Genomic DNA, 24,866 nt, shown 5'->3' with positions numbered 1-24,866 from the left:
GTTTGTCTCTATTTATCTTACATTTTATTGTTAATATGCAGCAAAACAAAAAAGTTTAATTGAATCTGTTTTATTAGCCCTTTTTGTACTAATTGTTGATACATAATTATTTGAAAATCAGTAAAAGTCCAAAAGTAAGTTTATGTTGTCGATCTTTTGTAAGTATAAATACTTGATTTGATATTTGAGTAATAATTATCGGTACCATCTTTGTGTTGTATCTTATTACTTATTAATTGAATATGCCCCTCACATTGTTATTTGCGTGACAACAAATCTTTTTTAAAACCGCATTAGCAAGCACCTTTAATTTTATACTGCTGGTGCTTACTAGATTAATTCTTCAAGCACTTTTTCAGATGTTTTTCTGGAACTGTAATCCCTGAGGAGTTTATCAAATGACAGCAGCAATTGTTTTTTGAGCTTCCTGCTTTGTTTACTGGAGTCTTTTAAGGAGCTAAAGGCTCCAATAATAAATCGTGTTGTTTCATTATCCCTTTGATAGCCCCTGTCACGATGCAGGTTAGGGGTATCTGATTCTACTGCCTTATTAAAAAGATTGATGCAGAGAGCCGGATTGTAGCTGCATTGTTGGGTTAGGTATCTGACAAGAGAACCTGAAAACCGGAATTTTTTGGAATTAATGTACTGCGCCAAAAACTCTGCAATATCATCTAGTTTAAGTGTTTCAAATTCTGAATAGAAGATCTGCAGTTTTTCATCCGGATCCGCATCAACTGACCCTATAATCTGCTGAAGCACTTTATTAGATCTTTCTGGAGAGTCTTCCTTTAAATAGAAATGTTCAAATATAAAATTAAGAGATGAGCTGCCTGAAGAAGAATTTACTTCGATAAAGTCAAAAAGCAGTTCTTCCGCGCCTTCTTTTTGCAGAAGGTAAGAAATAAAAAGAATGGAAAATAGCCATTTTGAGTCTTCCTTTCCTAATGATCTGCATGAAATAAGTCTGCGGTATATTGGAATTAATTTTTTAAAATCATGATTGCTCATATACTGCATAGACCATATTGCCGATGCCAGCACATAAACATTATCTTCCTGCTGGAGATGCTCAATAAAAATTTTGAATGACTTTTCACGGTTGATTTTGTTTAAGTATGCAAAATAATGGACTATAACGGCTTTCTGTTCATCTGGACCATTTTGAAGCATATACTCAACTGCAGGAAAAATAAGATCTTCGTACTTATCAATCTGAAGAAAAATAAGGTTCTTTGCAGCGCGCCCGTAAATTGTATTTATGCCGGAAGTTAAAAGTCCCCCGATGGATGTTTCTGCGTATTTTGAATTGTCTGTTTTTTTTCCTTCATATGTTTTTGCTGTTAGAATTAGATAATCCAATAACTGGGCATCTTCTATGCTGGATTTTAGAAGGTAATAAGCAATATCTAAAAAAGAATATTTATCCATGAAAGTTTGCCTGAATGGAAAAATCTTTTTGAACAAATGATGGATTTTTTCAGCATCGAACTCGGCTTCACATAATCCTTTAAGTCCATTAAGGGCATATTCAAGATTTATTTGGCCATCTTGGATTACTTTTTCAATAATCTCCGCTTTATCTGCGCCCGGATATTTTTTAGTAAAATCTTTAAAAGCCCCGGCGTGTTCATAAAGCCCTCCCTTTCTTGAATTGCCCTGAAAAGGATCTCTTTGGGAGTTATATTTCTTAAATGATTTCAGCCACTGCTTTACCGACATTCTCTGGTAGGCAGTATCTGACAGAGGCCTGTGTACGACTCCGGCCAACAGATTACGAGATCGATATGTTTCTTTGTATGGCTTAAATTTACGGTTTAATTCAAGTCTGAGATTTCTGAGATCTTTATTTTGGAGTATCATGGCATCAGAAAAACGCTGTAGAAGTACATGCTGGGTATGGCCGATATTCAGATAAAAGGTTCGATTGCTGAATACTGCTGTCTCACCTGGAATTTTAAGATTGATGATCATTGTCGTGATTTCCTTCAACTGCAACTGGCTGAAGAAAGGAAGGCTTTTTTGAAACAGGTCCCGGTATTCCACACCCAGATCACTTGAGGTCATGAATCTTTTATTATCGTAAAAATGCTGAAAGAGGTTAAAAGTTTCCTGTACATAGTTCTTTTCGGACCCATTTACAGCATGAACTAAAAGCCGCAGTAAAGCCTCAAATTCCGAATTTCGATGCTCCTGAACAAATTTTAGGAATATTTGATCATGCTTTTGCGCCGACTGGCGCAGACAGCGTGCCAAAAGCAAATAGTAGTACCCTTTATCATGCGACTCATTAGCTGTTGAAAGGTTTACATCAGCATAAAAATAATCATCGTACAATTCAGTATACGAGCCCTTATTTGCCACTAATTCGGCAATGAGCTTTGGAAGCAGCAAATCAATAATTTTTTCCGGGATATGTTTTGTGAGGGTTTCAAATACTTTTTTTTCCTGATGATCGGTATGTCTTGCTCTTTCCATCCATTCTTTGGCAAGGAATCTTTCCTTTAGAGTATTCAGGCAGTATTCAGGATTAGTTTCAGCGATTTTTTCTAAGGCAAGAAAATATCCGAAGGGATCATTTTGATAAAAATCCACGCATTGCTCCAGAAGAGCAAAAGCATTCTGGTCTTTCCAGCTGTTTAACCTGGAAAGGATAGTTTCTTTGATATATAGGTTATCTAGTCCCAATATATATGACCACGCATCACCATTACTTTTTTCCATATAGTACTGCAGAAAATCTGAAACATAATGAAGAAAGACTTTGTTTCTATCTGCATTGACCTGTGTAGAGTCTGTCAGCTTGAGAGCATTTAAAAAACTGTTTATTAGTTTTTTTTCCAAAGCATATTCCAGCCATTTATCTGACCGTGCTCGTTCGAAGAATAAAAGTTCAAAATCTATACTTTCAAGCAATACCACTGAGGCCATTTTTTTTTCTTCGGCGGTAGGATCCTCCACAAAAAGCAGCAGAGAGAAGCAAAGCTGCTTGATATGAAAGAGGATCTTCTTATCGGTAAAAATCTTTCGAAGTTCCTCTATAAAGGTTTCCGGTGTATACTGTCTTAGATAGGTAAATATCATATTTACGGCAGATCTGATAAAAATTGACTGATCTTCTTTATGAATATATGCATATAAGCTCAATGATTTTTCCACAAATCGCTTAGCGAAAATAAAATCATAAAACGTCTGGTGGAAAAACTGTATCTGTGCCTGCTCTATTTTGATCAGCCTCTCGCTTTCAAGATAATTTAGTTCTTTTTTATAATCCTCAAAGGGAAGTTCACTTATGTTAATGCTTTGGCTGTCGAACATTTTTGAGGTGATTTTAAAAAGCACTTTTTTTAATTCGGCCGGCTGCACAGGTGCTGCTGCATCAACGGTAAGTACCTTTAGTTTGTAAAGTTCTGTATAGAGATCCTGCAGGTTTCTAATCGAGTTTGATGATTTTACCGCTGAAGGCAGTCGTGTAAAGATATTGATATGGTTTGGGGTTCTCAAAAGCTGCAAGAGCTTAGGAGCTAGTTTGTTGTGTGCAATACCTGCCTTCTCCAGCAGTCCGGCGACCTGCTCTTCCGTAAAAGGTTCAGTATGGATCGTTTTCAAACTTTTATAGATTCTCAGCGAAGGGTCATAATGAAGATCAAAAAGTCTGACCGATATTATTATCCGTACATTGGCATCGTAGGTGTAAGAGTCAATTATACTTTTAAAAACCCTAAGATAATTGCGGTCTGCAGACATTGCCTGGGAAAGTGCATCAATCTGATCGATAAGAATTACAGTTTTCGGGTATTTTTCTTTGCACTGTTCAATAAAATCCAGCACTGGAACAGTAAGACCGATTTTATGCTGCAACTCAACAATACTGGTACTTACCAGCCTGTCAGCTTTTAGGCCCATAACAGGAATTTCCAATTCAGTAAGCCGATCATATAAATCTTTTAAAATGACTGTTTTGCCCATTCCCGCATTTCCGGCAAGAAGGCAGATATTTAAAGGTCTGCCTTTACTGTCCCTGTCGCTTTTTTCTGTTATCCAATCCATAAGGAACTGTGTTTCATTTCTTTCAATATGGGAATCGGCAATCTCCTCCAGATGGTTTTTTTCCAAAGATAAAGCTGCAGAACTTTTTTTCAGCGCTGCTTTTATTTTTGGTTCATCAAGTGTATTGTCAAGGTAATTTATAATCTTTTGCGAAGCCTGCTGGTTTATTACGGTACGCACATCAAAGAAAGAATCTATTAGGTGGGTGCATGAAGGTAGTGTTAGCAGTGCATCCAGGTCAGACGGGCCAATTTTCTTAACCTTTATTCTGGAAAAAATATCAAGCAGAGTGCCAAGCAGGGAATCTTGCTGAAGTTTTAGATCCTTCAGTGTCGGCTTTTTTAAGTTTCCTGCGATCCACTTTTGAAGCTCCTGCTTTTCCTGTATGATGTTTTGATGGAAATTATCAATGAAATCACTGCAATCCGACACAAAGCCTGTGGATACGGCGATGTAATAAGTAAAATTGTCCGGGTCGGCAATAAGTTTTGGTTCCAGTAAGCTGTAAAGCACAAATTTTGTTATCTCCTCCCCAAATGAGGCGATGGAAAGATTAGTGCCATGTTTTTTGCACTGGATAAGTCCGGTGCTCTTTCCCGATGTAAACAAAGCGCAGTCACGTCCTTTCTCGCTAACTCCTGACATCAGGCTAACGGAGTCAAACTGTTCAAAGCTGTTTTCTGCGATCCTTATACTGTAAATGGAGTACAATAGTTGTTCAAAACGGCGTGGATCGGCTATCTGATTATAGGGAAAAGATTTATTTGCAGCAGCCATAGGTTTATTCTCTGCAGACAGGATCGTAACAATTGGCTGTTCATAGTTAACTAAAGACATAGATTTTTTTTTTTAAAGATCATCTCCAATGAGTTTTTTCTCTTTATTTTTAACGAATTGCGGGATAACGGTAACAAAAAAAAATTGCCAGAAGACACGATCTATCCAAATATAGCATTTTTTATTTCGAATACTCAGGCTAGATAAGCGGCTTTTCTAAATTTTTCCATAGTTATTTTTGAAGCCCTGTATCAATTACAAACGATCATTGCAATAACTTCAACACTTTATATAAAAATAAAGACAAAATTAACTCCGATCCGTTTTTTATTAAATCAGTTTTTATGGATTTCCACCAAAATCTGAAGCAATTGGTACTGAAAGTATTTTTAAAGCTGGTTTATTTTGCATTCTATCATTCCGGAGAGGCTTCTTTGGATAAACTTGCCACTGGTAAAGGCGCTTTAATATTAGCTTGCTGCAGATGCAAAGTTTTATCTTCTGCTTCAAAATCTGATATTTCAATTTTTCAATTTTTTAAAATTGTATGCGGGTTGGGTGAGTATCTGGACTGTTTGAAATCTTGTTTAGGTCACATTATATTTTTTTAAGTTCCTGTTGAATTTCATTATAAATATATAATGAGGTTGAGTTATTATTTATAAACGGCTTCATCTTTTGTTTTACTCTAACTAAGAGATTTTTCTTTTGATCCCTATTATCGGTAAGCCTGCATTTCAAAAGTGATAAAGAGGCATATTTCGAAATGGTATCAGAGTCATTGAACTGTGAATTCTCAAAATAAAGCAGTGCTTTATCAACCTGTTCGGATGCCATTTTAGAATCCCCTGAAATTATGTAAAAACTAGCTCTACGAATGTATATTTCTGAGAGAAGAAATTCAAATCCCTTCTGGTGAAGCTCGACAAACTGCTGTGAAATAATTTCAGATACGGCAAGGTGATGGTGAAACTCTTCAATATGATTAAGGGCAAAACTGAACTCCGCTTTTTTGCAGTGTGATGCTACTAGTTTTTCAACAAACTGAAGGGGATTTTTTTCATAAAGGGCGGTGAAAATGGAGATGGTTTGATCAACAATCTCAACGAATGCCTTATTGTCTGTCGAATTTGACAGATTAAAGAGACTGCAGAAATTTATATAGATGGTAGCCAGTAATTCCCCTTCATCGTTAATTTTTTCTTTTGCAATTTTTACTGCTAGGTGTACATATTGCTCAGCTTCCACGTAATTTTGATTTAAAATATAAATGCGAGCGATTGTGTTATACAGTGCCGCCAACTCATAAAATACTATTTCTTTATCTTCAAGGGGGATTTTTCCAGAGATGAAAATTGTTAATGATTCTTCACATGCCGAAAGAGCTGCAACCAGATTATTATTGTTTTTATAAGAGGCGCCCAAATAATTTAGAAATCCTGCTTTTAAGGTATAATAGTGAGGGTCATGTTCAATCTTCTGGTCGATTAAATTTATAGCAGTCTTATAATATTTTTCGGCTAGGTCTGGATTTATTTTGCTGTAGATGGTTCCAAGCTGTCCGTTTAGTGCTATCCTGTCTTCAATATTAAGACCTGTTTCAAGAATTTCTATCATAAATTCTGCTAAAGAATTAAAATTGCGGATATCGTCCAGGTAACGGATATAGAATTTGGCAACATTAAAGCTTTGATGGACTGCATATGCCTTGCGGTAGTATTGAGCTGCTTCCTTTTTATTTTGAAGCTTAAAAATATCTGCTTTTAAGATGTACTGCCTCGCTAATTTCTTTTCTTCCTTCTCAAGTTTATCGTCAGATAAATACTCTAAAGCACGTTCCAGATTATTTTCTTCGAAGACTAGCCTGTATATTTCGTCAAACTGATCCGCCTGCTCAATGTTGATTAGAATAGAATTGTAGTCTTCCCAAAGTTTTTCTTTCTGCTGAATTAAATTCTGGATCTTCATGCGAAGATCGGTAATTTCAATTTGAAAAATCTTGTCACTCTGCTGGAGCAATTTTTCTTTATCTTTAATTTTTTGATTGAGCTTTATTATTTCTGCATTAAGTTCATCAATTTTTGTAAATGAACTTTTGCTGTAGCGGCCGTTTCGTATTCTTTGATAATGTTCTGCCCGTATTTTATGCAGTTTATCAATGGTGAAAAAAATCTCATCCTGATCTATTGTAGTATGGCAGTTACTGCAAAGCCAGATACCATTGGTATGATTTTTCCTGTCTTCATTAGTCAGATTTTCAATAAATCTGAGGTCCGATGATTTCCTTGCTCCGGATATATGCGCCGCTTCACCTATCCGCACATAGTTCGAATCAGAAGAATTTGGAATACTGGTAATTTCTTCACATAAACAGCAGCGCTCACTAGCCATTTTTGCTAATATTTTCTTTGTTTTTTCGGTAAAGTCGGGAGAAATGGCATCCATGTGTTAATGTGTATTAATTTCTAAAATACTAAAAGCAAAAAAAGGATTTGATGTAATTAGAGCCCAAAGAGCAAACTGATTAAATAAAAAAACAGACATTATACCACAGTAGGTTTCAGGAGCAAATAAAATTTTACATTCTTAATGTTTTTCCAACTCATGAAAATGTCTTTGTAAATATTAGTGGTAAATTTATAAGATAAAAATACTGAAAAAATGCAATAGAGATTGTACTGATAGAGTATAGTAAGATAAAAAAAAGTAATTAAAAAACCTTCAATGGAAAAGCAATATGATCTGGACCGTTTTTTGGAAGCGCAGCAGCAATCCTATAACAATGCACTGCTGGAAATCAGAGCAGGAAGAAAACAGACCCACTGGATGTGGTTTATATTCCCGCAGCTAAGAGGGCTGGGCTTCACGGATTACAATATCTTTTACGGCATTGAAAACCTGAAGGAGGCTTCAAAGTATTTCAATCATCCGATTCTGGGCAGACGGCTTGATGAAATTACATGTGCAATGCTCCAAATCGAGAACAAAACGGCACTGGAAATCCTTGGGAGGCCAGATGAAAGAAAGCTAAAATCCTGCATGACGCTGTTCAGCCTTCTGCCTGATACGTCTGAATGTTTCAGGCAGGTGTTTGACAAATATTACAATGGAGAGCTGGACGAAAAGACACTGCAGATTATAAAAGAATCGGGCAGTTAAAAAATATTTTTCTTTAATCTGCTTCAAGAAAATAATTAAAGCAGCGAGTGATTATTTTTTCTTTTTGATAACTAAATGAGACAGAGCAGGGTCATGGATAAGGCGCTCCATTTCTGAATTTACAATTTCGGATATATCTTCTTTTATCTGAAGATAATTGCGTTCAATAATTACGTTGTTTATAATACGAACAGAGCTAATTCCCTGATAGGAGCGTTCTTCTATTTTAAGCTGCTCGTGATCATTGATTATTTCCGAATGAAATGTTTTGAGTTCTATTTTACAGTTGGGATTATCGGCTGTTATGCCTATAAATTCACCGGAACTCAAACTGGAAATTTTAGAAGCAGGCAATGCAGCTTCCAACTGTTTTGATCTGCTGATTGAGGTATCCGAGCTGTTTATGGAAATACTCTCGCGGTCCTGCATTATTTTTCCAAAACGTTCGGAGAGCTGTTTGGCCGTGTCTCCGCTGACCTGTCCTGAAACAATATTTCCAACTATGTTAACAATTACATCCGCCTGTTCGCGGCCGTAATCCTTGCGCAGCTGGCTGAAGTCTTGAATCCCCAAACAGGTGCTTACTTTATTGCTTCTTGCCGTGGCGATCAGGCTGTCCATATTATTGAGATAGATGGTCGGGAATTCATCAAATATGAGACTGCTTTTAATCCTGTCTTTCTGGTTTACCTGCTTAATGAGCCTGCTCACATAAAGCGAGAGAACAGCGCCATAGGTTTGAATTTTAAGCGGGTTGTTTCCCATGCAGACAATCTTGGGCTCTTCAGGATTATTAATGTCAAGTGTGAAGTCATTTCCAGAGAGCACATAGTAAAGCTGTGCACTGGAAAGCCTTGCCATAGATATCTTAGTAGATGCTATCTGTCCCTCCAGCTGCTCCATGACATTCTGAAGATAGGCACGGTTAAAATTAGATTTTAAACAAACCGAAGACGGTACCGGTAATTTTAAGTTGAATCAATATCATCAGAATTACGGTTATGATCTTGAAGCGGCTCTGGCCAAGCACTCTATTAAAGAGTTGGGAACTCCTCAATACAAAGAAGATCTTTTGAACTCTTTGAAAAAGGGAAATATTCAATCTGTTACATTTATGAAACAAGGTACAGAAGTGAAGCAGTTTATTGAGGCCAATCCTCATTTTAAAACGATTAATATCTACGATGCAAATTTGATGAGAATTAACCATCGAGTAGATAAGGATCAGAAACAGTCAGAATCCAATGAAAAGGTGATCGCAAAAAATTCTAAACAACAGGATTCTGATACAGAACCTGAGCGCGCAGAAAAGAAGGAGAATACGCGAAGGAGAAAAGTGAGTAGATCCGTTTAGTCTATAGTGTAATATTAAGAATTAAGTAATGAACACCTTTGATAGTAGCGATAGGGTAGAAGCAGAAGTTAAAAACTGATATACTCGTGAGGTAGATTAATTTTTTTACGATGAGAATCCTAAAAATGAATTCTGCTTAATAATTCAGTAAAAAGCAAGTATCTAATCGCAAAAGAATATAAACTAAGATTATGGAGACTTTAAAACCTTTGACAGATTTCTTCTCAGCCATTGAAAAGGATTTCCGGATTGGTACAACTCATATTGCCATATATGCAGCTCTGCTTCAATTTCGAACGGGCAAGGGATTTATAAATCCTATTGAAGCATCTAGATATGAGATTACATCAATAGCAAAAATTTCGTCACCATATACTTATTATAAGTGTATTGGGGAATTGAGCAAATACGGATACATAAAATATGAGCCTTCTTTTAAGAAGACAAAGGCTAGTAAAATATATTTTTTGGAAGAATAGATGATACTTAAAAATAACTTTTAATTCTATTAGCGATGGATGAGTTTACGTTCGAAAATTTACCTGTTGTAGTTGGTAAGTTATATCTAAAAGTTGATAAGATAGAGCAGCTGCTTCAGGAGTTAAGCCATTCCCATTTCAATAAATCAGAAGAGCTTCTTACTATAGAGGCAGCCGCTAAATTTTTAAAACTATCAGTAGCTACAATTTACTCAAAAGTATGCAGGAATGAAATACCTGCAAATAAGCAAGGTAAAAGGCTTTATTTTTATCGAACTGAATTGTTGGAATGGATTAGTGCAGGTAGAATAAAAACTAAAACAGAGATACAAAATGAGCTAAGACGCGATCATACTAAAATTTTTTAAAGCTTATAAAGTCATCACAACAGTATGTGATGGCTTTTTTTTATATCTATTTTAGAGTAATTCTTTCTGCAGCTTCTCTCTTTTTCTCATCAATAATTTTTGTGTAGATCTGCGTTGTTTTTACACTTTTATGCCCTAGCATTTTAGAGACGGTGAAAATATCTGTACCCGAAGAAACTTGTAAAGTTGCATAAGTATGACGAAAACAGTGAAAGGTAATGTGTTTGTTAATGCCGGCATCTGCTATCCATATAGGCAAAACTCTGTCTACTTCCCATTTTTTTAGATTTTTAAAGACTCTCTCATCTTTGTTTTCGCCACCTGTTTTGCCTAGAATATAAAAAGCTTCATCAGAAATAGGGATTGTTTGAAGTCCTTCGGTTTTCTTTTGTTTAAATCGGATGTAATGTCCGTCATTTTCAATAAATTGGAGTTCGGACCAGTTTAATTTCGCAATGTCCGAGTATCTAAGTCCTGTCAGAGTAGAAAACATTGCGATATTGCGTACAATATCACTTGAACATGGTGTTTGAAATAATTTTTTAGCTTCGCTCATCGTTAAAAAATTTCGTTGGGATTCTTTTTCTTTTATGGAATCAATTCCTGCATTAATATCAGTCCTGAGTTTACCTTCTCTGTAGGCCCTTTTTAATGTGGTTTTAAGTTTATTGTGATAGGATAGCGCCGTATTTTGCGCTAATGTTTTATCGCTTTCTCTTCTGCTTTTTGCCCGCAGTAAATATTCTTTATAGTCTTCCATTAAAGTAACCGTGACATCTTTAAATAGAATATCATGTCCATTTAAAAAATTCTCAAAATGGGCAATGGCAGTAGTCCATATTTGATAATTTTTGCCTATTTTTTTTTCACTTAGATTTTTAAAATATTCTAAGAACGAGCCTTGTCCTATTTTTTGTATTTCCAACTGCTCCAGTTCGAAGACTGAGTATATCTCATCTTTACGAAGTTCAGTCAGTTTGCGGATTTTAATTTGCTCTGCTATATGAAGGCTTTCAATGTTAGAACGTTTTTGAAATTGATTAGAAGGTTTGGCAAATAGATACAGTTTAAGAAATTCCCTTCTTGTAAGTTGGCCGGTTTCTGTGTTTAGAATTGGCGGATAATAATCCAGATAAAGAGATATCTTTCCATTTGATATTGACTTCTCTCTTAGTTGTACATTAATCTTTTTCATCTTCCCTTGCATTAAATATTATATTAATGTCGCGTTTAGCAACGTAATTAAATTTCCCTACTGAATATTTTGTTATTCCTCGGCGCTGTATAAGCATGTACAGTGCTCCTGGTGAGATTCCAAATTTTTGCTGAATCTGTGTTATGGTATAGCAATTTTCTAATCCAGGAAATTCCTGAACAGGCCGAAGCATTGATTCCTCTAAAGGAATAGAGAAAAAGGCATCCAGATCACATCTTCGCAGAACGGTTCGGGTTCCGAACTTAGCAATATCAAGCTCGCCACGCTCGATGAGCCTGTATATGGTCCTTCTGCTTATACCGAGCAAATTACTGGCCATTTTAACATCGATATAATCTTTGGTCTTTATGACCTCCAAATTTGGATTTTTAGCCTTTTCTGTCTCCTTGTTGCTCTGATCAATTTTAGATTGTCTAGTCCTTGATTTATAAGCCCTGGAGCTACATTTTAGAGAGCAGTAAAGTGTTTTTGTTGTGCGCGCTGTGAACTCATTTTTACAGCATTCGCAGATTCTGGTAATCTCGATTTTTGAACTCATAGAATTTGTGACTTTAAGTGTCCCACTGTGTCTATGTGTGTCTCTGTGTGCCATCATTTGGCCAAAAAAAAATATTTATCTGTAACTCGAATTTCGAGGTACAAATGAGGTACAAATTTAAACAAAACATCGCATAATATCCAAAGTAAAATTGAAATAAAAACGAGTTAAAATATTGATTATCAATATTTTAACTGATTTGTTTGTTGTTGTTTTGTGATATTTTGTCTCTCTATTTTCCAATACAGAAATTAGCAAAAATATTCCCTAGTAATTCATCATTAGAAACCTGACCGGTAATAAGGCCAAATTGGTATAAAGCTTCGCGAATATCAAGTGCAATAAGGTCGCTTGAAAGATTCGTTTCAAGACCAAATTTTACTTTCTGAATTTCATCCAGTGCTTTAAGTAGAGAATCGTAATGTCTTGTATTGGTTACAATAGTTTCATTATTACGAAGTGCTCCGGTATTGACATAAGAAAGCAGTTGGTTCTTTAATTCTTCCACTCCAATATTTTCTTTAGCCGAAATTTTTAGAAGTTTTAAGTTTAAAGTTTCAAGTTTTTGATTAATGTTCTCAATTTCATTTTCACTCAATAAATCAACCTTATTGACGACAACTAATATAGGCTTAAGAGGGTATTTGTTTTTTACTTTTTCGATTTCTACAATATAGTCAGAACCTGAAACCTGAAACCTGAAACCATCAAATAAAAAGACCACAAGCTGAGCCTGGTCAATTTTTTCAAATGTTTTTTTGATTCCGATGCTTTCGACTACATCTTTAGTTTCGCGGATTCCTGCTGTATCAATAAATCTGAAACCAATTCCGCCAATCACTAGTTCATCTTCGATCGTGTCGCGTGTTGTCCCCGCAATGTCAGAAACAATAGCGCGCTCTTCGTTCAATAAGGCATTTAGTAAAGTAGATTTACCCACATTGGGTTCGCCTACGATAGCCACCGGAATTCCGTTTTTAATAACGTTACCAACGGCAAACGAGTCAATAAGACGTTTTAGAACAAATTCAATTCTATTCAGTAAATCATGAAACTGCGTTCGGTCGGCAAATTCTACATCCTCTTCAGCAAAATCCAGCTCTAATTCGATTAAAGAAGCAAAGTTTAGTAACTCTTCACGAAGTTTGGCAATTTCATTGCTAAAACCACCGCGCATTTGCTGCATAGCGATTTGATGTGACGCTTCATTATCTGATGAAATCAAGTCAGCAACCGCTTCTGCCTGCGATAAATCAAGTTTTCCATTTAGAAAAGCTCTAAGGGTAAATTCTCCTGCATCGGCCATTCGGCATCCTTTTCTGAGCAATAATTGAATAATTTGCTGTTGAATATAAGTCGAGCCATGACATGAAATTTCGATCGTATTTTCTCCTGTATAAGAGTTCGGTCCTTTAAAAACGGAAACTAATACTTCGTCAAGTGTTTTAGAATCATCCACAATATGACCTAGATGCAAAGTATGGGTTTTCTGTAGTGTTAAGTCTTTGTTTTTGATGGATTTAAAAACCGAATTCCCAATGGTAATAGCATCGGAACCTGAAATACGAATGATCGCAATAGCTCCAGCCCCGGATGGGGTAGCCAATGCAACTATAGAGTCTTGATTTATCATGTGGCAAAGGTATAAAAAAAGCCATAAAGTTGCGAATTCAAAGTAGAGTTGAAAATGAGACTTGTAGTCTCTTAAATATCAATTTTAGTAATTTTTTAAATGTTAAAATACTGATAATTATCAGTTTGATTTGAAATTAGAATGTTTAAATTTGAGAAACAAACCTTTAATCTCAAGCAAAATGAAAAAGATATTATTTCCCACAGATTTTTCAGAAGCGGCGACAAATGCTTTTGTCCATGCCTTAGAATTTGCCAAAATTGTAAACGCCGAATTAGTTTTGTTACACACTTTTGAGATTCCGGTTTACGATAGTCAGTTTTTCCCTGAAAATTATGCTTCCATTTACAGCTCAATCGAACTGGCAAAGTTTGAAATGTTTAAAGATGAGATTCCGAAGCTTAGAACTATTGCTGCAGAACGAAAATTAGATCATATTGTGATTAAACATCGTCTAATGGATGGTGATTTGATTTTTAATCTGAAAAATGCAGTAGAAGAGGATCATATCGATTTTGTGATAATGGGAACTTCAGGTGTTTCAGACTGGACAAAATTCTTTCTGGGGTCAAATACAAGTTCTGTAATTTCAGAAGTTAAAGTACCCGTTTTGTGTATCCCTGCAGATGCAAAATTCAAAAAAATAAAAACAATTGGTTTTACAACCCGCTACCGTGAGAAAGACAAGGCTGAGCTTCGAAAAGTTTTGGAAATAGCAAAAAAAACAAATGCTAAAGTAAAAAGTTTATACGTTAGAGCATCAAATACAGATGTTTCTGATGCCACAATTAAAGAATGGGATAAAGAATTTGCTCATGAAAATGTAGAGTTCCTGGTACTGCCAAGCGATGAAGTAAAAGAGACGATACTTGATTTTGTCCTCTATAAAGATGTGGACGTTCTGACGGTTATTACACATAAAAAAACTTTTTTTGAAAGTATTTTCGAATCCAGTTTCAGTAAAAAAATAACCAAGGAAGTTTCGATACCGGTTTTGGTTATGCATGAAACCTAAATTCAGAGACTAATTAGTATTAGAATGTAAGTGTAAAAGCTATATTTGTGTTTCATTAATTTATAAGAATGGAAGCCTATCACAATAAAGTTGAATACTATACAGTACTCTTTAATAAAATCAACAAAAAACACAATAGCATCAGTATGCTGCGCCTTTTAAGCGTATTTCTGTGTTTGTTTTTATTGTTTTACTACATAAAAACGAATGAAATACTTTACGTAGCTTTTGCTTTTCTGTCTTTTGTTGGTTTTCTTTTTTTAATGCGTGTTCATTCGCATTTATCTTTTAAGAGAGAACATACTAAGGCAGTTCTAAAACTAAATCAGAACGAAATTGCTTATCTGAAAAGAGAAAAACTTCCTTTTGAGAACGGAATAGAATTCAATGACTTCAATCATCCGTATGCGTACGATCTCGATATTTTTGGAGAACATTCTTTGTTTCAAAATCTTAACAGAACCGCCACTTATATCGGAAAAAAAACACTGGCAAATCGATTACTTAATTTGTATTCCAATGAAACTATTCTCGAAAATCAGGAAGCAATCAACGAATTGAAAACTAAAATGGATTGGCGTCAGGATTTTTTGGCCCTGGCAATGATTAGTTATGACACAAAGAATACTTATGATGCTTTAATTTATTGGAAATCATTTAAAAATAATAAATTACCTAAAGTTTTAATTGCATTATCAGTTATTCTTCCAGTCTTATTTTTTGGCTTTCTAACAGCTTATTTCATTACTTCAAAAATAATTTTATTATCTTATCTGTCGTATATTTTTATTGCGAATATGATTGTTTTAGGTAGTTCTTTTAAACGAATTCAGTCAGAGATAGCAAAGGCTGATAATGTGGATAAAATGATTAAGCAATATAGTTTACTGGTTCAGAAAATTGAAACGGAAACTTTTCAGTCAAAAAGATTGATTGCGTTACAGCAGGAGCTTATTTTTAAGAATGCAACGGCGAGCAAACATTTAAAAGATCTTTCAGAGTTGTTTTCGAGAATGGATACGATCAATAATTTTGTGACGGCTACGGTTTTTAATGGTATGTTTTTATTCAATCTGCATGTTTTACAAGCGCTTTTAAAGTGGAAAGATAACTATTCTGAAAAGCTGGAGCAATGGATTAATATAGTTGGTGAATTTGAAGCTCTGAACAGTTTAGCCAACCTATCCTATAATAATCCTGATTTTGTGTTTCCTGAAATTAATTCCGAGTATCAAATTGGATTTTCAAATTTGAGTCATCCTTTGTTGAATCCAACAACAAGAGTAGGGAATGATACTCACTTTTATCCTGAATCTTTCATGATTCTAACGGGTTCAAATATGTCGGGTAAAAGTACTTTTTTGAGAAGTTTAGGAATTAATATGGTTTTAGGTGGAATTGGTTCAGTTGTTTGTGCTTCAAAAGCTAATATACATCCACTTCCTGTTTTAGTTTCAATGCGATTGTCCGATTCGTTAGCCGATAGTGAATCGTACTTCTTTGCCGAAATTAAACGATTAAAGCAAATTATGGATGCTTTAGAAGATCGTCCGGCTTTTGTTTTGTTAGATGAGATTCTGAGAGGAACAAACTCCGATGATAAACGAAACGGAACAATCGAAGTCGTTAAAAAAGTAATCGCGAAAAAGGCAATTGGTGCGATTGCGACACACGATATTGAGGTGTGTTTGACAACAAATGAATCCCCTGAGGTTTTAACCAATCAGTGTTTTGAAGTCGAAATTAAAGATAACGAACTTCACTTTGATTACAAGTTGCGTGATGGAATCTGTAAAAATAAGAGCGCAACCTTTTTAATGAAGAAAATGGGAGTGATATGATTGTAAGATGTAAGAGGTAAAATATAGATTGTAAAGTTGTCCCTCTGAGCGAAGTCGAAGAGTGGGACAACTTTACATAAAGTAACTACAAGGAGAAAAAATGTGAAATGTAGATTGTAAGTTGTCCCTCTGAGCGAAGCCGAAGAGTGAGACAACTTTACATAAAGCAACCACAAGGGAAAAAATGTAAAATGTAGATTGTAAGTTGTCCCTCTGAGCGAAGTCGAAGAGCTGACCAACTTACAATCTAAAATCACTTCTGTACTTCTTTGATCGTATTTACGAAAGCCTCAACAGGCTGAGCTCCTGAAACCGCATATTTTCGATCAAAAACAAAAAACGGAACTCCTTGTATACCCATATTCTGCGCTTGAATAAGATCGGTGTGGACGTCGCTAATGTAAAGTCTTTCATTTTCAACTGTCTCTTTGACTTCCTCGGGACTTAAACCTGCTTTTACACCAAGTTCAATCAGAGTGTCCGGATCGTTCAGGTCTCTTCCTTCTGTAAAATAAGCCTTAAAGAAAATTTCCTCCATTTCATCAGCAAGATTTTTGGCTTTGGCCAAATGGATAATGCGATGTGCTGACAGGGAGTTTGAAACTATCGCTTTGTCAAAATGATAGTCTAAACCGACACTTTTAGCGTGTTCTACAACTCCTTTATGTATTTCGATGGATTGTTCAACAGAGATGTCTTTTCGTTCAGCAAGAAACGTATAAACGTCTTTACCTGTTTGTGGTTCGATAGTAGGATCAAGTTGGAAACTTTTCCATTCAATTTCAAACTCGTTATTAGGAAATTCAGCTAAAGCCGTTTCCAATTGTCTTTTTCCGATATAACAAAACGGACACATGATGTCCGACCAAATTTCTATTTTCATAAATCAAAAATAAGGAAAAAAAGTTTTCGATTAGCAAACCCGACAGGTTTTAGAAACCTGTCGGGTTTAGTAGAATAAAAAACCGCAACTCTTTTTGGGAATTGCGGTTTCTAGGTATAAAAAATGGTTGGTTAATAGCGATGTTGTATTTTTTTTACAATGATATGTCTTTAATTTGAAACTAAAAAAGATCTCTGTAACAAAAAGAAGTTTTGATGTTAACTATTTAACATTACCGGCATTACTAACATCGTAACAGTTTCTCCTTCTTCTAAACCGTCAACCGGAGTTAGGATTCCTGCTCTGTTAGGTAATGACATTTCCAGCATAATCATATCTGATTGTAAGTTTGTCAGCATTTCAGTTAAAAAACGGGAGTTGAAACCAATTTGAAGATCATCTCCCTGATAATCACAAGTTAGTCTTTCTTCTGCTTTATTAGAGTAATCGATATCTTCTGCAGAGACGTTTAATTCAGCTCCGGCAATTTTTAATCGAATTTGGTGTGTCGTTTTGTTAGAGAAAATGGCCACACGTTTCACCGAGCTTAAAAATAAAGAACGGTCAATCATTAGTTTGTTTGGATTTTCTTTTGGAATTACCGCTTCATAGTTAGGGTATTTTCCGTCAATCAAACGACAGGTTAAAATATAATTGTCAAATGAGAAAGTCGCATTTGAATCGTTGTATTCAATTTTTACTTCAGCATCTGAAGTTCCTAAAATACTTTTTAAAATATTCAAAGGTTTTTTAGGCATGATAAAATCAGCTACCTGAGATGCTTTTACATCTGTACGGGCATATTTTACCAATTTATGAGCATCTGTTGCTACGAAAGTTAATCCTTCTGGTGAGAATTGGAAGAAAACTCCCGACATTACCGGACGTAAATCATCATTTCCGGCAGCGAAAATAGTTTTACTTACAGCAGTTGCCAAAACATCAGCAGGAACAAGCGTTACAGATGGTTCTTCAAGACTTACTGATTTTGGAAATTCTTCTCCCGCAGCATATGCAAGAGCATATTTTCCTGAGTTTGAACTAATTTCAACAGTATTGTTTTCCTCAACAGTAAAAGTTAAAGGCTGCTCCGGGAACGTTTTTAAAATTTCAAGCAAAAGTTTAGCAGGTACGGCAACGCTGCCTTTACTTGTAGAATCGATTGACAACGTAGCAGACATGGTAGTTTCAAGATCTGAAGCCGAAACGGTCAGTTCGCTGTTGTTTAGTTCAAATAAAAAGTTGTCTAAAATTGGCAACGTATTGTTACTGTTAATTACACTACCTAAAACTTGTAATTGTTTTAATAAGTACGAACTCGATACTATAAATTTCATCTCTATTGTTTTATTTTTTTGCTCTTTTCTTTAGTCTTTTTCAACTAAGATAGGTTTTACAAATATATCGTAAACAATCTTAATTTGTGCATTTTTTTTATTAACATCTATTTACTGTATTTTCTTTTTCGGAGGTAAGTAAATGCCAGTCCGAAAATCAATAAAATTAGAATTGGAAGTCCGATAGTTATGAATTGCGTGAGGGTGTAATTTTCATAAACTTTCTCTTTGTCTAATAAAGGCAGGCTGACATCTTTACTTCTAATGTTAATAAGTCCTGTATCATCCAGCAAATAATTAATACAGTTCATCATAAAATCTTTGTTGTCGTAGAGGTTTCCGGTACGCTGATCGTAGCCCAGTTCAACCGGCATCATATTTTTGTCCAGTTGATTTCTGGCAAGATCTCCATCAGCGATCACGATCATTTTGTTTGGTTTTCCTTTTGCTAAGAACGAATCTTCTTTAAAAGGTAAAACACGATTTTCAAAAGCGGAGTGGAAGGATCCTTCTAGTAGAACCGAAAGCGGAACATTTCCTTTGTTTGGATAATCCTGTGGCGTCGTTTTTTCAGTTACACTATTTAAAGTAATAGGAGCAGGAGTTCCGATTGCTTTTGAATAAGGAGACGATTGCAGTAAAACTGTTTTTTTAATTCCGTTTTTTAAAGTATCAATCGGGCTGGCGAAATCAAATTTGATTCCTCCCAGATTTTTAACGATTGGATGTTGACTGCCTGGCTGTACCAGAGGAGCGTATTTCCATATGAAATCCTGGTATTGTGTGGCGCTTCCTTGCTCGCCGGTAGCCAGTTTTAGCGGGCTTCCTTGTTCGTCTTTGATCAGATCAGGATTGATTCGGATTCCGTATTTGAAAAACATATCGTTAAGGTTCAGGTCTCTCGGATAAGCCAGAGTTGCTCCCGCCTGATTGTACAAGCTGTCCATATCAGCGGCAACCTGATCAATTAGCCATAAAGTTTTGCCTCCGTTCATGATGAATTGATCTAAAACCTGTTTTTCCTCATCCGAGAAAGTTTCGGTTGGCTTTGAGATGATGGCTAAATCGTATTTTTTAAGTGCCGCCAAAGTCCCCGTTGGATTTTGGGCTACAGAATCTAATGTAAACGGACCAATATAATAGCTTTCGCGAATTTGCTGTAGCATTTTGGCAATGTGAATTTCGTTCAACTCTCCATTTCCTTTTATAATAGCTACCTTTTTCTGTCTGTCTCTGCTGATTTTATTGATCGCATCTGCAATCGAGTATTCTAAATGCTGAATCGATCCGATTACTTTTTGTGTGGTTGAAGCTCCCATGATGTTTTTCAACAATGGAATATTAACTTCTTTATTGTTGTAAACCGCAACAGCCCATGGAAATACCATTGCCTGGGATTGTTTTCCTTTATCGTCAACCGTAATGTTTATTGGTGTAAGACCTTTTTGATACAAGGATTTAATAACGTCCATGCTTTCGTCTTCGTTTTCCAGTGGATTAACGAATTCAAAAACAATATTGCTGTTGTAGGCCTGAAATTCTTCCAGTAACTGGCGGGTTTCCTGCTGAAGACGTCTAAAGTCAGCCGGAAGCTCTCCCTGCATATAAATTTTAATTGATAGGGGATTCTTTACCTGTTTTACGATTTGTAGAGAAGTTTCAGATAAAGTATATCGTTTGTCTTTGGTTAAATCGAATCGGTGAAAAAACAAGCTTCCCAATACATTTAAAGCGATTAAAACAAAAACGGTGATGCCTAATGTCTTAATATTTTGTTGAGTAGATGACTTCATTACGCTTTAAATGATTTTAATTGATAAACAGTAAACGAGAGAAACAATACAGTGATGCTTAAGAAATAAATTACATCACGAGTATCGATTACACCGCGGCTCATACTCTTAAAATGATCCTGCATTCCAAAGACAGAAACAATAGCAGAAAAAGATCCCGGAATCAGTGATGCGAGTCCTTCAAAACCAAAATAAAGAATAAAGCACAGAAAAACGGCTATGATAAAAGCCACAATCTGATTTTCGGACAGGGTAGAAGTAAAGATCCCGATTGCGGAGTAAGCAGCAATCAAAAATAATAGTCCAAAATAAGAACCGATAGTACTTCCCATATCGATATTTCCTTCCGGAGCACCTAAATTTGAAATGACTTTCACATAGATAAGTGTTGGAACGATGGCTAAAACAATTAATAAGAAAGAGCCCAGAAATTTTCCGTTAACAATTTCCCAGATCGATAAAGGTTTGGTTAATAGTAATTCCAGTGTTCCCTGTTTTTTTTCATCAGAAAAACTTCTCATGGTGACAGCCGGAATCAGAAAAATCAGAATCCACGGAGCCAGGGTGAAAAAGGGTGTTAAATCGGCATAACCTGTATTTAAAATGTTGTAGTCGCCTTCAAATACCCATAAGAATAGTCCATTGCTGATTAAGAAGATTGCAATGACCAAATAACCTATAGGAGAGCCAAAAAAAGATTTTATTTCTCTTAAAATGATTGATTTCATGTATAACGTTTATTTGTTTAATCGTTTATTTTGTTTCAGGTTTCAGGTTTCAAGTTGTGCTGTTTTGCGCAGTATGCGAAACTTGAAACCTGAAACCTGAAACTAATTTAAGCTTACCAATTTATCCACGCTCCAGGCTTCGGGTTTGGCATTGAAAAGTTTTTTGGTGAAACTCCAAACCGTATTAAAAAGTTCGGATTGTCTGTAATTTTCTAAATCCTGTTCGGTTTCCCAGTAGCTGTAAGTGAAAAATATGCATTTATTATTTTTATCCTGATACAACTCTAAAAAACGATTTCCATTCGCTTCCCGTATTTTATTTTTCACACTTTCGAAATTCTCCAGAAAATCAGGGATTTTCTCTTCATGAAAACTCATTTTTACTATTCGAACAAACATATTGCAATTTTAGATTTCTTATTTTAGATTTTAGATTATGGATATCTCAAAAACTAAAGGTGCGCAAAAATACCAAAATTGATTGTTCTTTTGATGAAAAAAAATAAATTCGAAATTTTGTGTATTTTAAGTTTGAAATTTCAGATCTGAAATCCAAAAAATATTATAAAAATTTAATCGTAATAACATCTCTGTAATTTAAACCTAAAAGACTATTCGCAGAACCCACTTTAGACGGATTGCTCCTGAAAATGGCAATTTCAAGGAATCCGGCTTCGTTAAAAATAGCCAGTTTCTCTCCTTCATATGTTTTTATGGGATATTTTTCCGAGCTCGCAATGGCGGAGTAATTGGGTAAAATGGTTTTGATACTTTTGGGTTTCATGACAATTTCATAAGCCCGTCCTTTTGCCACTTCTGTAAACTGTCTTTTCGAAATATTGGTTACCACGTTCCCGAAATGATCGATGTAAATCACATAACCTTTTATGGAGTTGTTGTCGCCGGCAACTACAGGCTGTAATTCTGTGATTTGCTTGATTTCTTTGATTTCTTTGCCAATAACATTAAGCAAGCCGCCTTTAGAAATGTGACAGGCGACCTTAATGAAAATATCCAAATCGCTAAATTCGCTGGGAAAGCGGTCATGTATATTGATGGCAACAATTTTTTGCGGAACAATTTTCTGCGTAAGCATGCTCAGTATACCATTATCAGCACAAATAAAGTAATGATCGTTCCATTGCATAGCAATATGCTGATTTTCTTTATTGCGTTCGATATCTACCCCAATTAAGTGAACGGTTCCTTTTGGGAAACTCAAATACGATGCACCAATGACGTAACTCGCTTCGGCTGTGTTAAATGGGTCAATGTCATGCGAAATGTCAACAAGCGTAACCTCCGGATACTCCGATAGTATTTTACCCTTTAGTGAACCAACAAAGTGGTCCTTTAAGCCGTAATCGGTAGTGAGGGTAATTATTGACATAATTTTGTTTATAACTATTGGTAGTATTTAAATCTAATTTTCATTAAATTTGAGAAATGCAAAGCTAGTAATAGTAATTGCAAAAATGAAGAAATGAAAAGACAAATTGCAATTATTGGCCAGAGTTTTCAGTCTCGGTCACACCAGCCGAAAACTCCCGTCGAAACTGCGACTAAAAAAAGACCCGACAACTACTGATTTATAAAAAACTGATTTATTTTTAATTTAAAACTATCTCATTTGAACGAAAGAATTATTGAGCTCATAGACATCGCTCCAAAAGACTTTTGGGGTGCTCAGGATACGCATCTTGAAATCATTAAAAAGTATTACCCAAAGCTTAAAATAGTAGCGAGAGGGACCACTTTGAAGGCATTTGGCGAGAAAGAAGTTTTAGATGAATTCGAAAAAAGATTCCAGAGGCTTATGCTTCATTTTACCCGATACAATAACATTGATGATAATGTGATCGAAAGGGTAATTATGAGTGATGGACAAGATGAAAAAAAAGCATACGATCATGACAAAATATTAGTTCATGGTGTTGGCGGTAAAATCATTAAAGCCATGACGCCTAACCAGCAGTTACTGGTAGATACCATCAAAAAAAATGATATGGTATTTGCCGTTGGACCTGCCGGAACCGGAAAAACGTACACGGGTGTTGCCATGGCGGTAAAAGCGCTTAAAGACAAAGAAGTAAAAAGGATCATATTGACCCGACCGGCGGTAGAAGCAGGTGAAAACCTGGGATTTTTACCCGGCGATATGAAAGAAAAACTCGATCCTTACATGCAGCCTCTTTATGATGCCTTGCGCGACATGCTTCCTAACGAAAAACTAGAGGATTACATTTTAAAAGGAATTATTCAGATTGCACCATTAGCCTTTATGCGTGGACGCACACTTGATAATGCCTTTGTAATTTTAGATGAGGCGCAGAATACGACACATTCGCAAATGAAAATGTTCCTGACCCGTATGGGTAAAAACGCCAAATTTATGATTACGGGTGATCCCGGACAGGTCGATTTGCCACGCAGAACTATTTCCGGTCTGAAAGAAGCGCTTTTGGTACTGAAAGACATTGAAGGTATCGGAATTATTTATCTCGATGATAAGGATATTGTACGCCACCGATTAGTCAAAAAAGTAATTGACGCTTACAAGCAGATCGAAAATCACGACTAAGTTTAATTATAGCGAAATGTTAAATGTAAATCGTAAAATGTGTTTTAACATTTATTAATATTCGTTTTATACCTAATAATCTTTAAGGAGAGAGGTGTAAAACGAATATTTTTTTTGAGTTAGAAGTTTAAAAGTAAAATTAATGAAATTTGGAATTAGCACAATTTTAGTTCTTGTTAGTTTGATTTCGTGCAAAAAATCAGAAAGCTCGCTAAATAAATTTGGTGGAACTTGGTATGATACTGAATATATAATTCCAAACAGGTCAACCTTAAAAATTAATATAGACGGTACTTTTAAATATGCAAGTGCAGGGTGTGATTGGAGGGTAGTTTCTAAAGGGAATTGGAAAAGATTTGGTGATACGATAGAATTAAATAGTACAAGTAGTGACACTTGTTATAGGATGTTTCCATTTGTAGAATGCATTTCTTATGGGGAATATGATCGAAAAAATATTTTGACAATACCTAACTGTGAACCTACGAATAATAAATCATTCGCAATATTTACTAAAGAAAAATTTTACCTTAAAAATGATTCTTTAGTTTATAAATTAAAGCAAAATTCCGGTTGTCCGGATACTTTAAAAATTATTTTTGCAAAAACTGAAAAAATAAGGAGATGAAACAACTAGATGATTTCTACCTAAAACAAGAGGAACCTGGGAAAGGAGTCTTTTTGGCCTTAAAAGAGATTATCTTAAGACAGGACAAAGAGATTACTCATGTTTTAAAATACGGGATGCCTTTCTTCTGTTATAAAGGGAAAATGTTCTGTTATTTGTGGATGCATAAAAAATACAAAAAGCCCTATATTGGAATGGTAGAAGGAAAACACTTTGATGAACCTTTTTTACTTCAGGAAGCCCGATCGAGAATGAAAATTATGCTTTTTGAGCCTGAAAAAGATTTACCCGTAGAAAGAATCGAACAAATTATAGAACAAGCTCTCCATTTATACAAAACCGGAATTATTAAAGTTTGAATATTTAAAATGGAATAGTTAACGTAATAGTTAAATATATAATAAACTTGCTGTTTTTGAAGCTTTCGAAGGGGGTAATTTTTGCTCTTCTGCAAGCAAAGCCGTAATTTTGTCATTCATAAATACC

At 35.4% G+C, this 24,866-nt stretch carries 21 protein-coding genes; 9 read left to right on the top strand and 12 right to left on the bottom strand.

Features of this window, described 5'->3' with window-relative positions; translation table 11 throughout:
* Positions 1-330 precede the first annotated feature (330 nt).
* Both ACAM30_RS19935 and ACAM30_RS19930 read right to left on the bottom strand, forming a co-directional pair.
* Positions 331-4,887 carry an AAA family ATPase gene (locus tag ACAM30_RS19935; protein WP_369616259.1) on the bottom strand — a complete coding sequence of 1,519 codons (4,557 nt, stop codon included), beginning with the start codon at positions 4,885-4,887 and terminating at the stop codon, positions 331-333.
* A gap of 537 nt (positions 4,888-5,424) precedes the next feature.
* Positions 5,425-7,272 carry a tetratricopeptide repeat protein gene (locus tag ACAM30_RS19930; RefSeq protein WP_369616258.1) on the bottom strand — a complete coding sequence of 616 codons (1,848 nt, stop codon included), beginning with the start codon at positions 7,270-7,272 and terminating at the stop codon, positions 5,425-5,427.
* A 279-nt stretch (positions 7,273-7,551) separates the two neighbouring features.
* On the opposite strand from ACAM30_RS19930, the gene ACAM30_RS19925 reads away from it, so the two are divergent.
* Positions 7,552-7,986, top strand: coding sequence for a DUF1810 domain-containing protein (locus tag ACAM30_RS19925; protein ID WP_369616257.1), 435 nt, complete (start codon positions 7,552-7,554; stop codon positions 7,984-7,986).
* Positions 7,987-8,037: 51 nt separating this feature from the next.
* Here the strand turns inward: ACAM30_RS19925 and ACAM30_RS19920 are convergent, their stop codons facing one another.
* Complete coding sequence (locus ACAM30_RS19920; protein WP_369616256.1) at positions 8,038-8,889, bottom strand: TraM recognition domain-containing protein; 852 nt, start codon at positions 8,887-8,889, stop codon at positions 8,038-8,040.
* 70 nt (positions 8,890-8,959) lie between these two features.
* On the opposite strand from ACAM30_RS19920, the gene ACAM30_RS19915 reads away from it, so the two are divergent.
* The 3 genes from ACAM30_RS19915 to ACAM30_RS19905 all read left to right on the top strand — a co-directional run bounded on the left by ACAM30_RS19915 (position 8,960) and on the right by ACAM30_RS19905 (position 10,187).
* A complete protein-coding gene (locus ACAM30_RS19915; protein ID WP_369616255.1) occupies positions 8,960-9,340 on the top strand; it encodes a hypothetical protein in 381 nt (126 codons plus the stop codon).
* Between the two features lie 191 nt (positions 9,341-9,531).
* Positions 9,532-9,819 (top strand): hypothetical protein, encoded by a 288-nt coding sequence (locus tag ACAM30_RS19910; protein ID WP_369616254.1) that lies wholly within the window; start codon positions 9,532-9,534, stop codon positions 9,817-9,819.
* 35 nt (positions 9,820-9,854) lie between these two features.
* Positions 9,855-10,187: a helix-turn-helix domain-containing protein gene (locus tag ACAM30_RS19905; protein ID WP_369616253.1), complete on the top strand. Its 333-nt coding sequence runs from the start codon at positions 9,855-9,857 to the stop codon at positions 10,185-10,187.
* 46 nt (positions 10,188-10,233) lie between these two features.
* Here the strand turns inward: ACAM30_RS19905 and ACAM30_RS19900 are convergent, their stop codons facing one another.
* From ACAM30_RS19900 to mnmE, 3 genes are all read right to left on the bottom strand, one after another.
* Entirely contained in the window at positions 10,234-11,382 is a 1,149-nt protein-coding gene (locus tag ACAM30_RS19900; RefSeq protein ID WP_369616252.1) for a tyrosine-type recombinase/integrase, read from the bottom strand.
* Positions 11,369-11,941, bottom strand: coding sequence for a helix-turn-helix domain-containing protein (locus tag ACAM30_RS19895; RefSeq protein ID WP_369616251.1), 573 nt, complete (start codon positions 11,939-11,941; stop codon positions 11,369-11,371). Before ACAM30_RS19895 ends, ACAM30_RS19900 begins: the two co-directional genes overlap by 14 nt.
* A gap of 232 nt (positions 11,942-12,173) precedes the next feature.
* The gene (gene mnmE, locus ACAM30_RS19890) at positions 12,174-13,574 is read right to left on the bottom strand and encodes a tRNA uridine-5-carboxymethylaminomethyl(34) synthesis GTPase MnmE (protein ID WP_369616250.1); all 1,401 of its coding nucleotides are present in this window, start codon (positions 13,572-13,574) and stop codon (positions 12,174-12,176) included.
* A 181-nt stretch (positions 13,575-13,755) separates the two neighbouring features.
* On the opposite strand from mnmE, the gene ACAM30_RS19885 reads away from it, so the two are divergent.
* Positions 13,756-14,589, top strand: a complete 834-nt coding sequence (locus ACAM30_RS19885; protein ID WP_369616249.1) for a universal stress protein — start codon at positions 13,756-13,758, stop codon at positions 14,587-14,589.
* A gap of 68 nt (positions 14,590-14,657) precedes the next feature.
* Positions 14,658-16,430 (top strand): DNA mismatch repair protein, encoded by a 1,773-nt coding sequence (locus ACAM30_RS19880; RefSeq protein WP_369616248.1) that lies wholly within the window; start codon positions 14,658-14,660, stop codon positions 16,428-16,430.
* 253 nt (positions 16,431-16,683) lie between these two features.
* On the opposite strand, the gene ACAM30_RS19875 is transcribed toward ACAM30_RS19880, so the two are convergent.
* The 6 genes from ACAM30_RS19875 to ACAM30_RS19850 form a co-directional block, all read right to left on the bottom strand.
* On the bottom strand, positions 16,684-17,313 hold the full coding sequence (locus ACAM30_RS19875) for a DsbA family protein (RefSeq protein WP_369616247.1): 630 nt from the start codon (positions 17,311-17,313) through the stop codon (positions 16,684-16,686).
* A 218-nt stretch (positions 17,314-17,531) separates the two neighbouring features.
* Positions 17,532-18,650, bottom strand: a complete 1,119-nt coding sequence (dnaN, locus tag ACAM30_RS19870; protein ID WP_026109975.1) for a DNA polymerase III subunit beta — start codon at positions 18,648-18,650, stop codon at positions 17,532-17,534.
* Between the two features lie 107 nt (positions 18,651-18,757).
* Entirely contained in the window at positions 18,758-20,443 is a 1,686-nt protein-coding gene (gldG, locus tag ACAM30_RS19865; RefSeq protein WP_369616246.1) for a gliding motility-associated ABC transporter substrate-binding protein GldG, read from the bottom strand.
* Positions 20,443-21,171 (bottom strand): gliding motility-associated ABC transporter permease subunit GldF, encoded by a 729-nt coding sequence (gldF, locus tag ACAM30_RS19860; RefSeq protein WP_369616245.1) that lies wholly within the window; start codon positions 21,169-21,171, stop codon positions 20,443-20,445. Before gldF ends, gldG begins: the two co-directional genes overlap by 1 nt.
* A gap of 102 nt (positions 21,172-21,273) precedes the next feature.
* Complete coding sequence (locus ACAM30_RS19855; RefSeq protein WP_369616244.1) at positions 21,274-21,570, bottom strand: putative quinol monooxygenase; 297 nt, start codon at positions 21,568-21,570, stop codon at positions 21,274-21,276.
* Between the two features lie 163 nt (positions 21,571-21,733).
* Positions 21,734-22,561, bottom strand: coding sequence for an S-adenosyl-l-methionine hydroxide adenosyltransferase family protein (locus ACAM30_RS19850; protein ID WP_369616243.1), 828 nt, complete (start codon positions 22,559-22,561; stop codon positions 21,734-21,736).
* 240 nt (positions 22,562-22,801) lie between these two features.
* Between ACAM30_RS19850 and ACAM30_RS19845 the strand changes: the two genes are divergently transcribed.
* The 3 genes from ACAM30_RS19845 (at position 22,802) to ACAM30_RS19835 (ending at position 24,739) form a co-directional block, all read left to right on the top strand.
* A complete protein-coding gene (locus ACAM30_RS19845) occupies positions 22,802-23,752 on the top strand; it encodes a PhoH family protein (RefSeq protein ID WP_017496394.1) in 951 nt (316 codons plus the stop codon).
* 142 nt (positions 23,753-23,894) lie between these two features.
* The gene (locus tag ACAM30_RS19840; RefSeq protein WP_369616242.1) at positions 23,895-24,380 is read left to right on the top strand and encodes a hypothetical protein; all 486 of its coding nucleotides are present in this window, start codon (positions 23,895-23,897) and stop codon (positions 24,378-24,380) included.
* Entirely contained in the window at positions 24,377-24,739 is a 363-nt protein-coding gene (locus tag ACAM30_RS19835) for a DUF1801 domain-containing protein (RefSeq protein WP_369616241.1), read from the top strand. Before ACAM30_RS19840 ends, ACAM30_RS19835 begins: the two co-directional genes overlap by 4 nt.
* The last annotated feature ends 127 nt before the right edge of the window (positions 24,740-24,866 follow it).

The organism is Flavobacterium sp. CFS9 (genome assembly GCF_041154745.1).
In the GTDB taxonomy this organism is placed as follows: Bacteria; Bacteroidota; Bacteroidia; order Flavobacteriales; family Flavobacteriaceae; genus Flavobacterium.
Note: the sequence above shows the minus strand (reverse complement) of the source record. Positions and strands in the feature narration are given on the sequence as shown.

Coding starts and splice junctions, on each gene's coding strand:
- ACAM30_RS19910 (WP_369616254.1), top strand. CDS start 9,532: ATGGAGACTTTAAAACCTTTGACAGATTTCTTCTCAGCCATTGAAAAG.
- ACAM30_RS19880 (WP_369616248.1), top strand. CDS start 14,658: ATGGAAGCCTATCACAATAAAGTTGAATACTATACAGTACTCTTTAAT.
- ACAM30_RS19875 (WP_369616247.1), bottom strand. CDS start 17,313: ATGAAAATAGAAATTTGGTCGGACATCATGTGTCCGTTTTGTTATATC.
- ACAM30_RS19920 (WP_369616256.1), bottom strand. CDS start 8,889: ATGGAGCAGCTGGAGGGACAGATAGCATCTACTAAGATATCTATGGCA.
- dnaN (WP_026109975.1), bottom strand. CDS start 18,650: ATGAAATTTATAGTATCGAGTTCGTACTTATTAAAACAATTACAAGTT.
- ACAM30_RS19855 (WP_369616244.1), bottom strand. CDS start 21,570: ATGTTTGTTCGAATAGTAAAAATGAGTTTTCATGAAGAGAAAATCCCT.
- ACAM30_RS19905 (WP_369616253.1), top strand. CDS start 9,855: ATGGATGAGTTTACGTTCGAAAATTTACCTGTTGTAGTTGGTAAGTTA.
- ACAM30_RS19935 (WP_369616259.1), bottom strand. CDS start 4,887: ATGTCTTTAGTTAACTATGAACAGCCAATTGTTACGATCCTGTCTGCA.
- ACAM30_RS19850 (WP_369616243.1), bottom strand. CDS start 22,561: ATGTCAATAATTACCCTCACTACCGATTACGGCTTAAAGGACCACTTT.
- gldF (WP_369616245.1), bottom strand. CDS start 21,171: ATGAAATCAATCATTTTAAGAGAAATAAAATCTTTTTTTGGCTCTCCT.
- gldG (WP_369616246.1), bottom strand. CDS start 20,443: ATGAAGTCATCTACTCAACAAAATATTAAGACATTAGGCATCACCGTT.
- ACAM30_RS19835 (WP_369616241.1), top strand. CDS start 24,377: ATGAAACAACTAGATGATTTCTACCTAAAACAAGAGGAACCTGGGAAA.
- ACAM30_RS19895 (WP_369616251.1), bottom strand. CDS start 11,941: ATGAGTTCAAAAATCGAGATTACCAGAATCTGCGAATGCTGTAAAAAT.
- mnmE (WP_369616250.1), bottom strand. CDS start 13,574: ATGATAAATCAAGACTCTATAGTTGCATTGGCTACCCCATCCGGGGCT.
- ACAM30_RS19900 (WP_369616252.1), bottom strand. CDS start 11,382: ATGAAAAAGATTAATGTACAACTAAGAGAGAAGTCAATATCAAATGGA.
- ACAM30_RS19885 (WP_369616249.1), top strand. CDS start 13,756: ATGAAAAAGATATTATTTCCCACAGATTTTTCAGAAGCGGCGACAAAT.
- ACAM30_RS19925 (WP_369616257.1), top strand. CDS start 7,552: ATGGAAAAGCAATATGATCTGGACCGTTTTTTGGAAGCGCAGCAGCAA.
- ACAM30_RS19930 (WP_369616258.1), bottom strand. CDS start 7,272: ATGGATGCCATTTCTCCCGACTTTACCGAAAAAACAAAGAAAATATTA.
- ACAM30_RS19840 (WP_369616242.1), top strand. CDS start 23,895: ATGAAATTTGGAATTAGCACAATTTTAGTTCTTGTTAGTTTGATTTCG.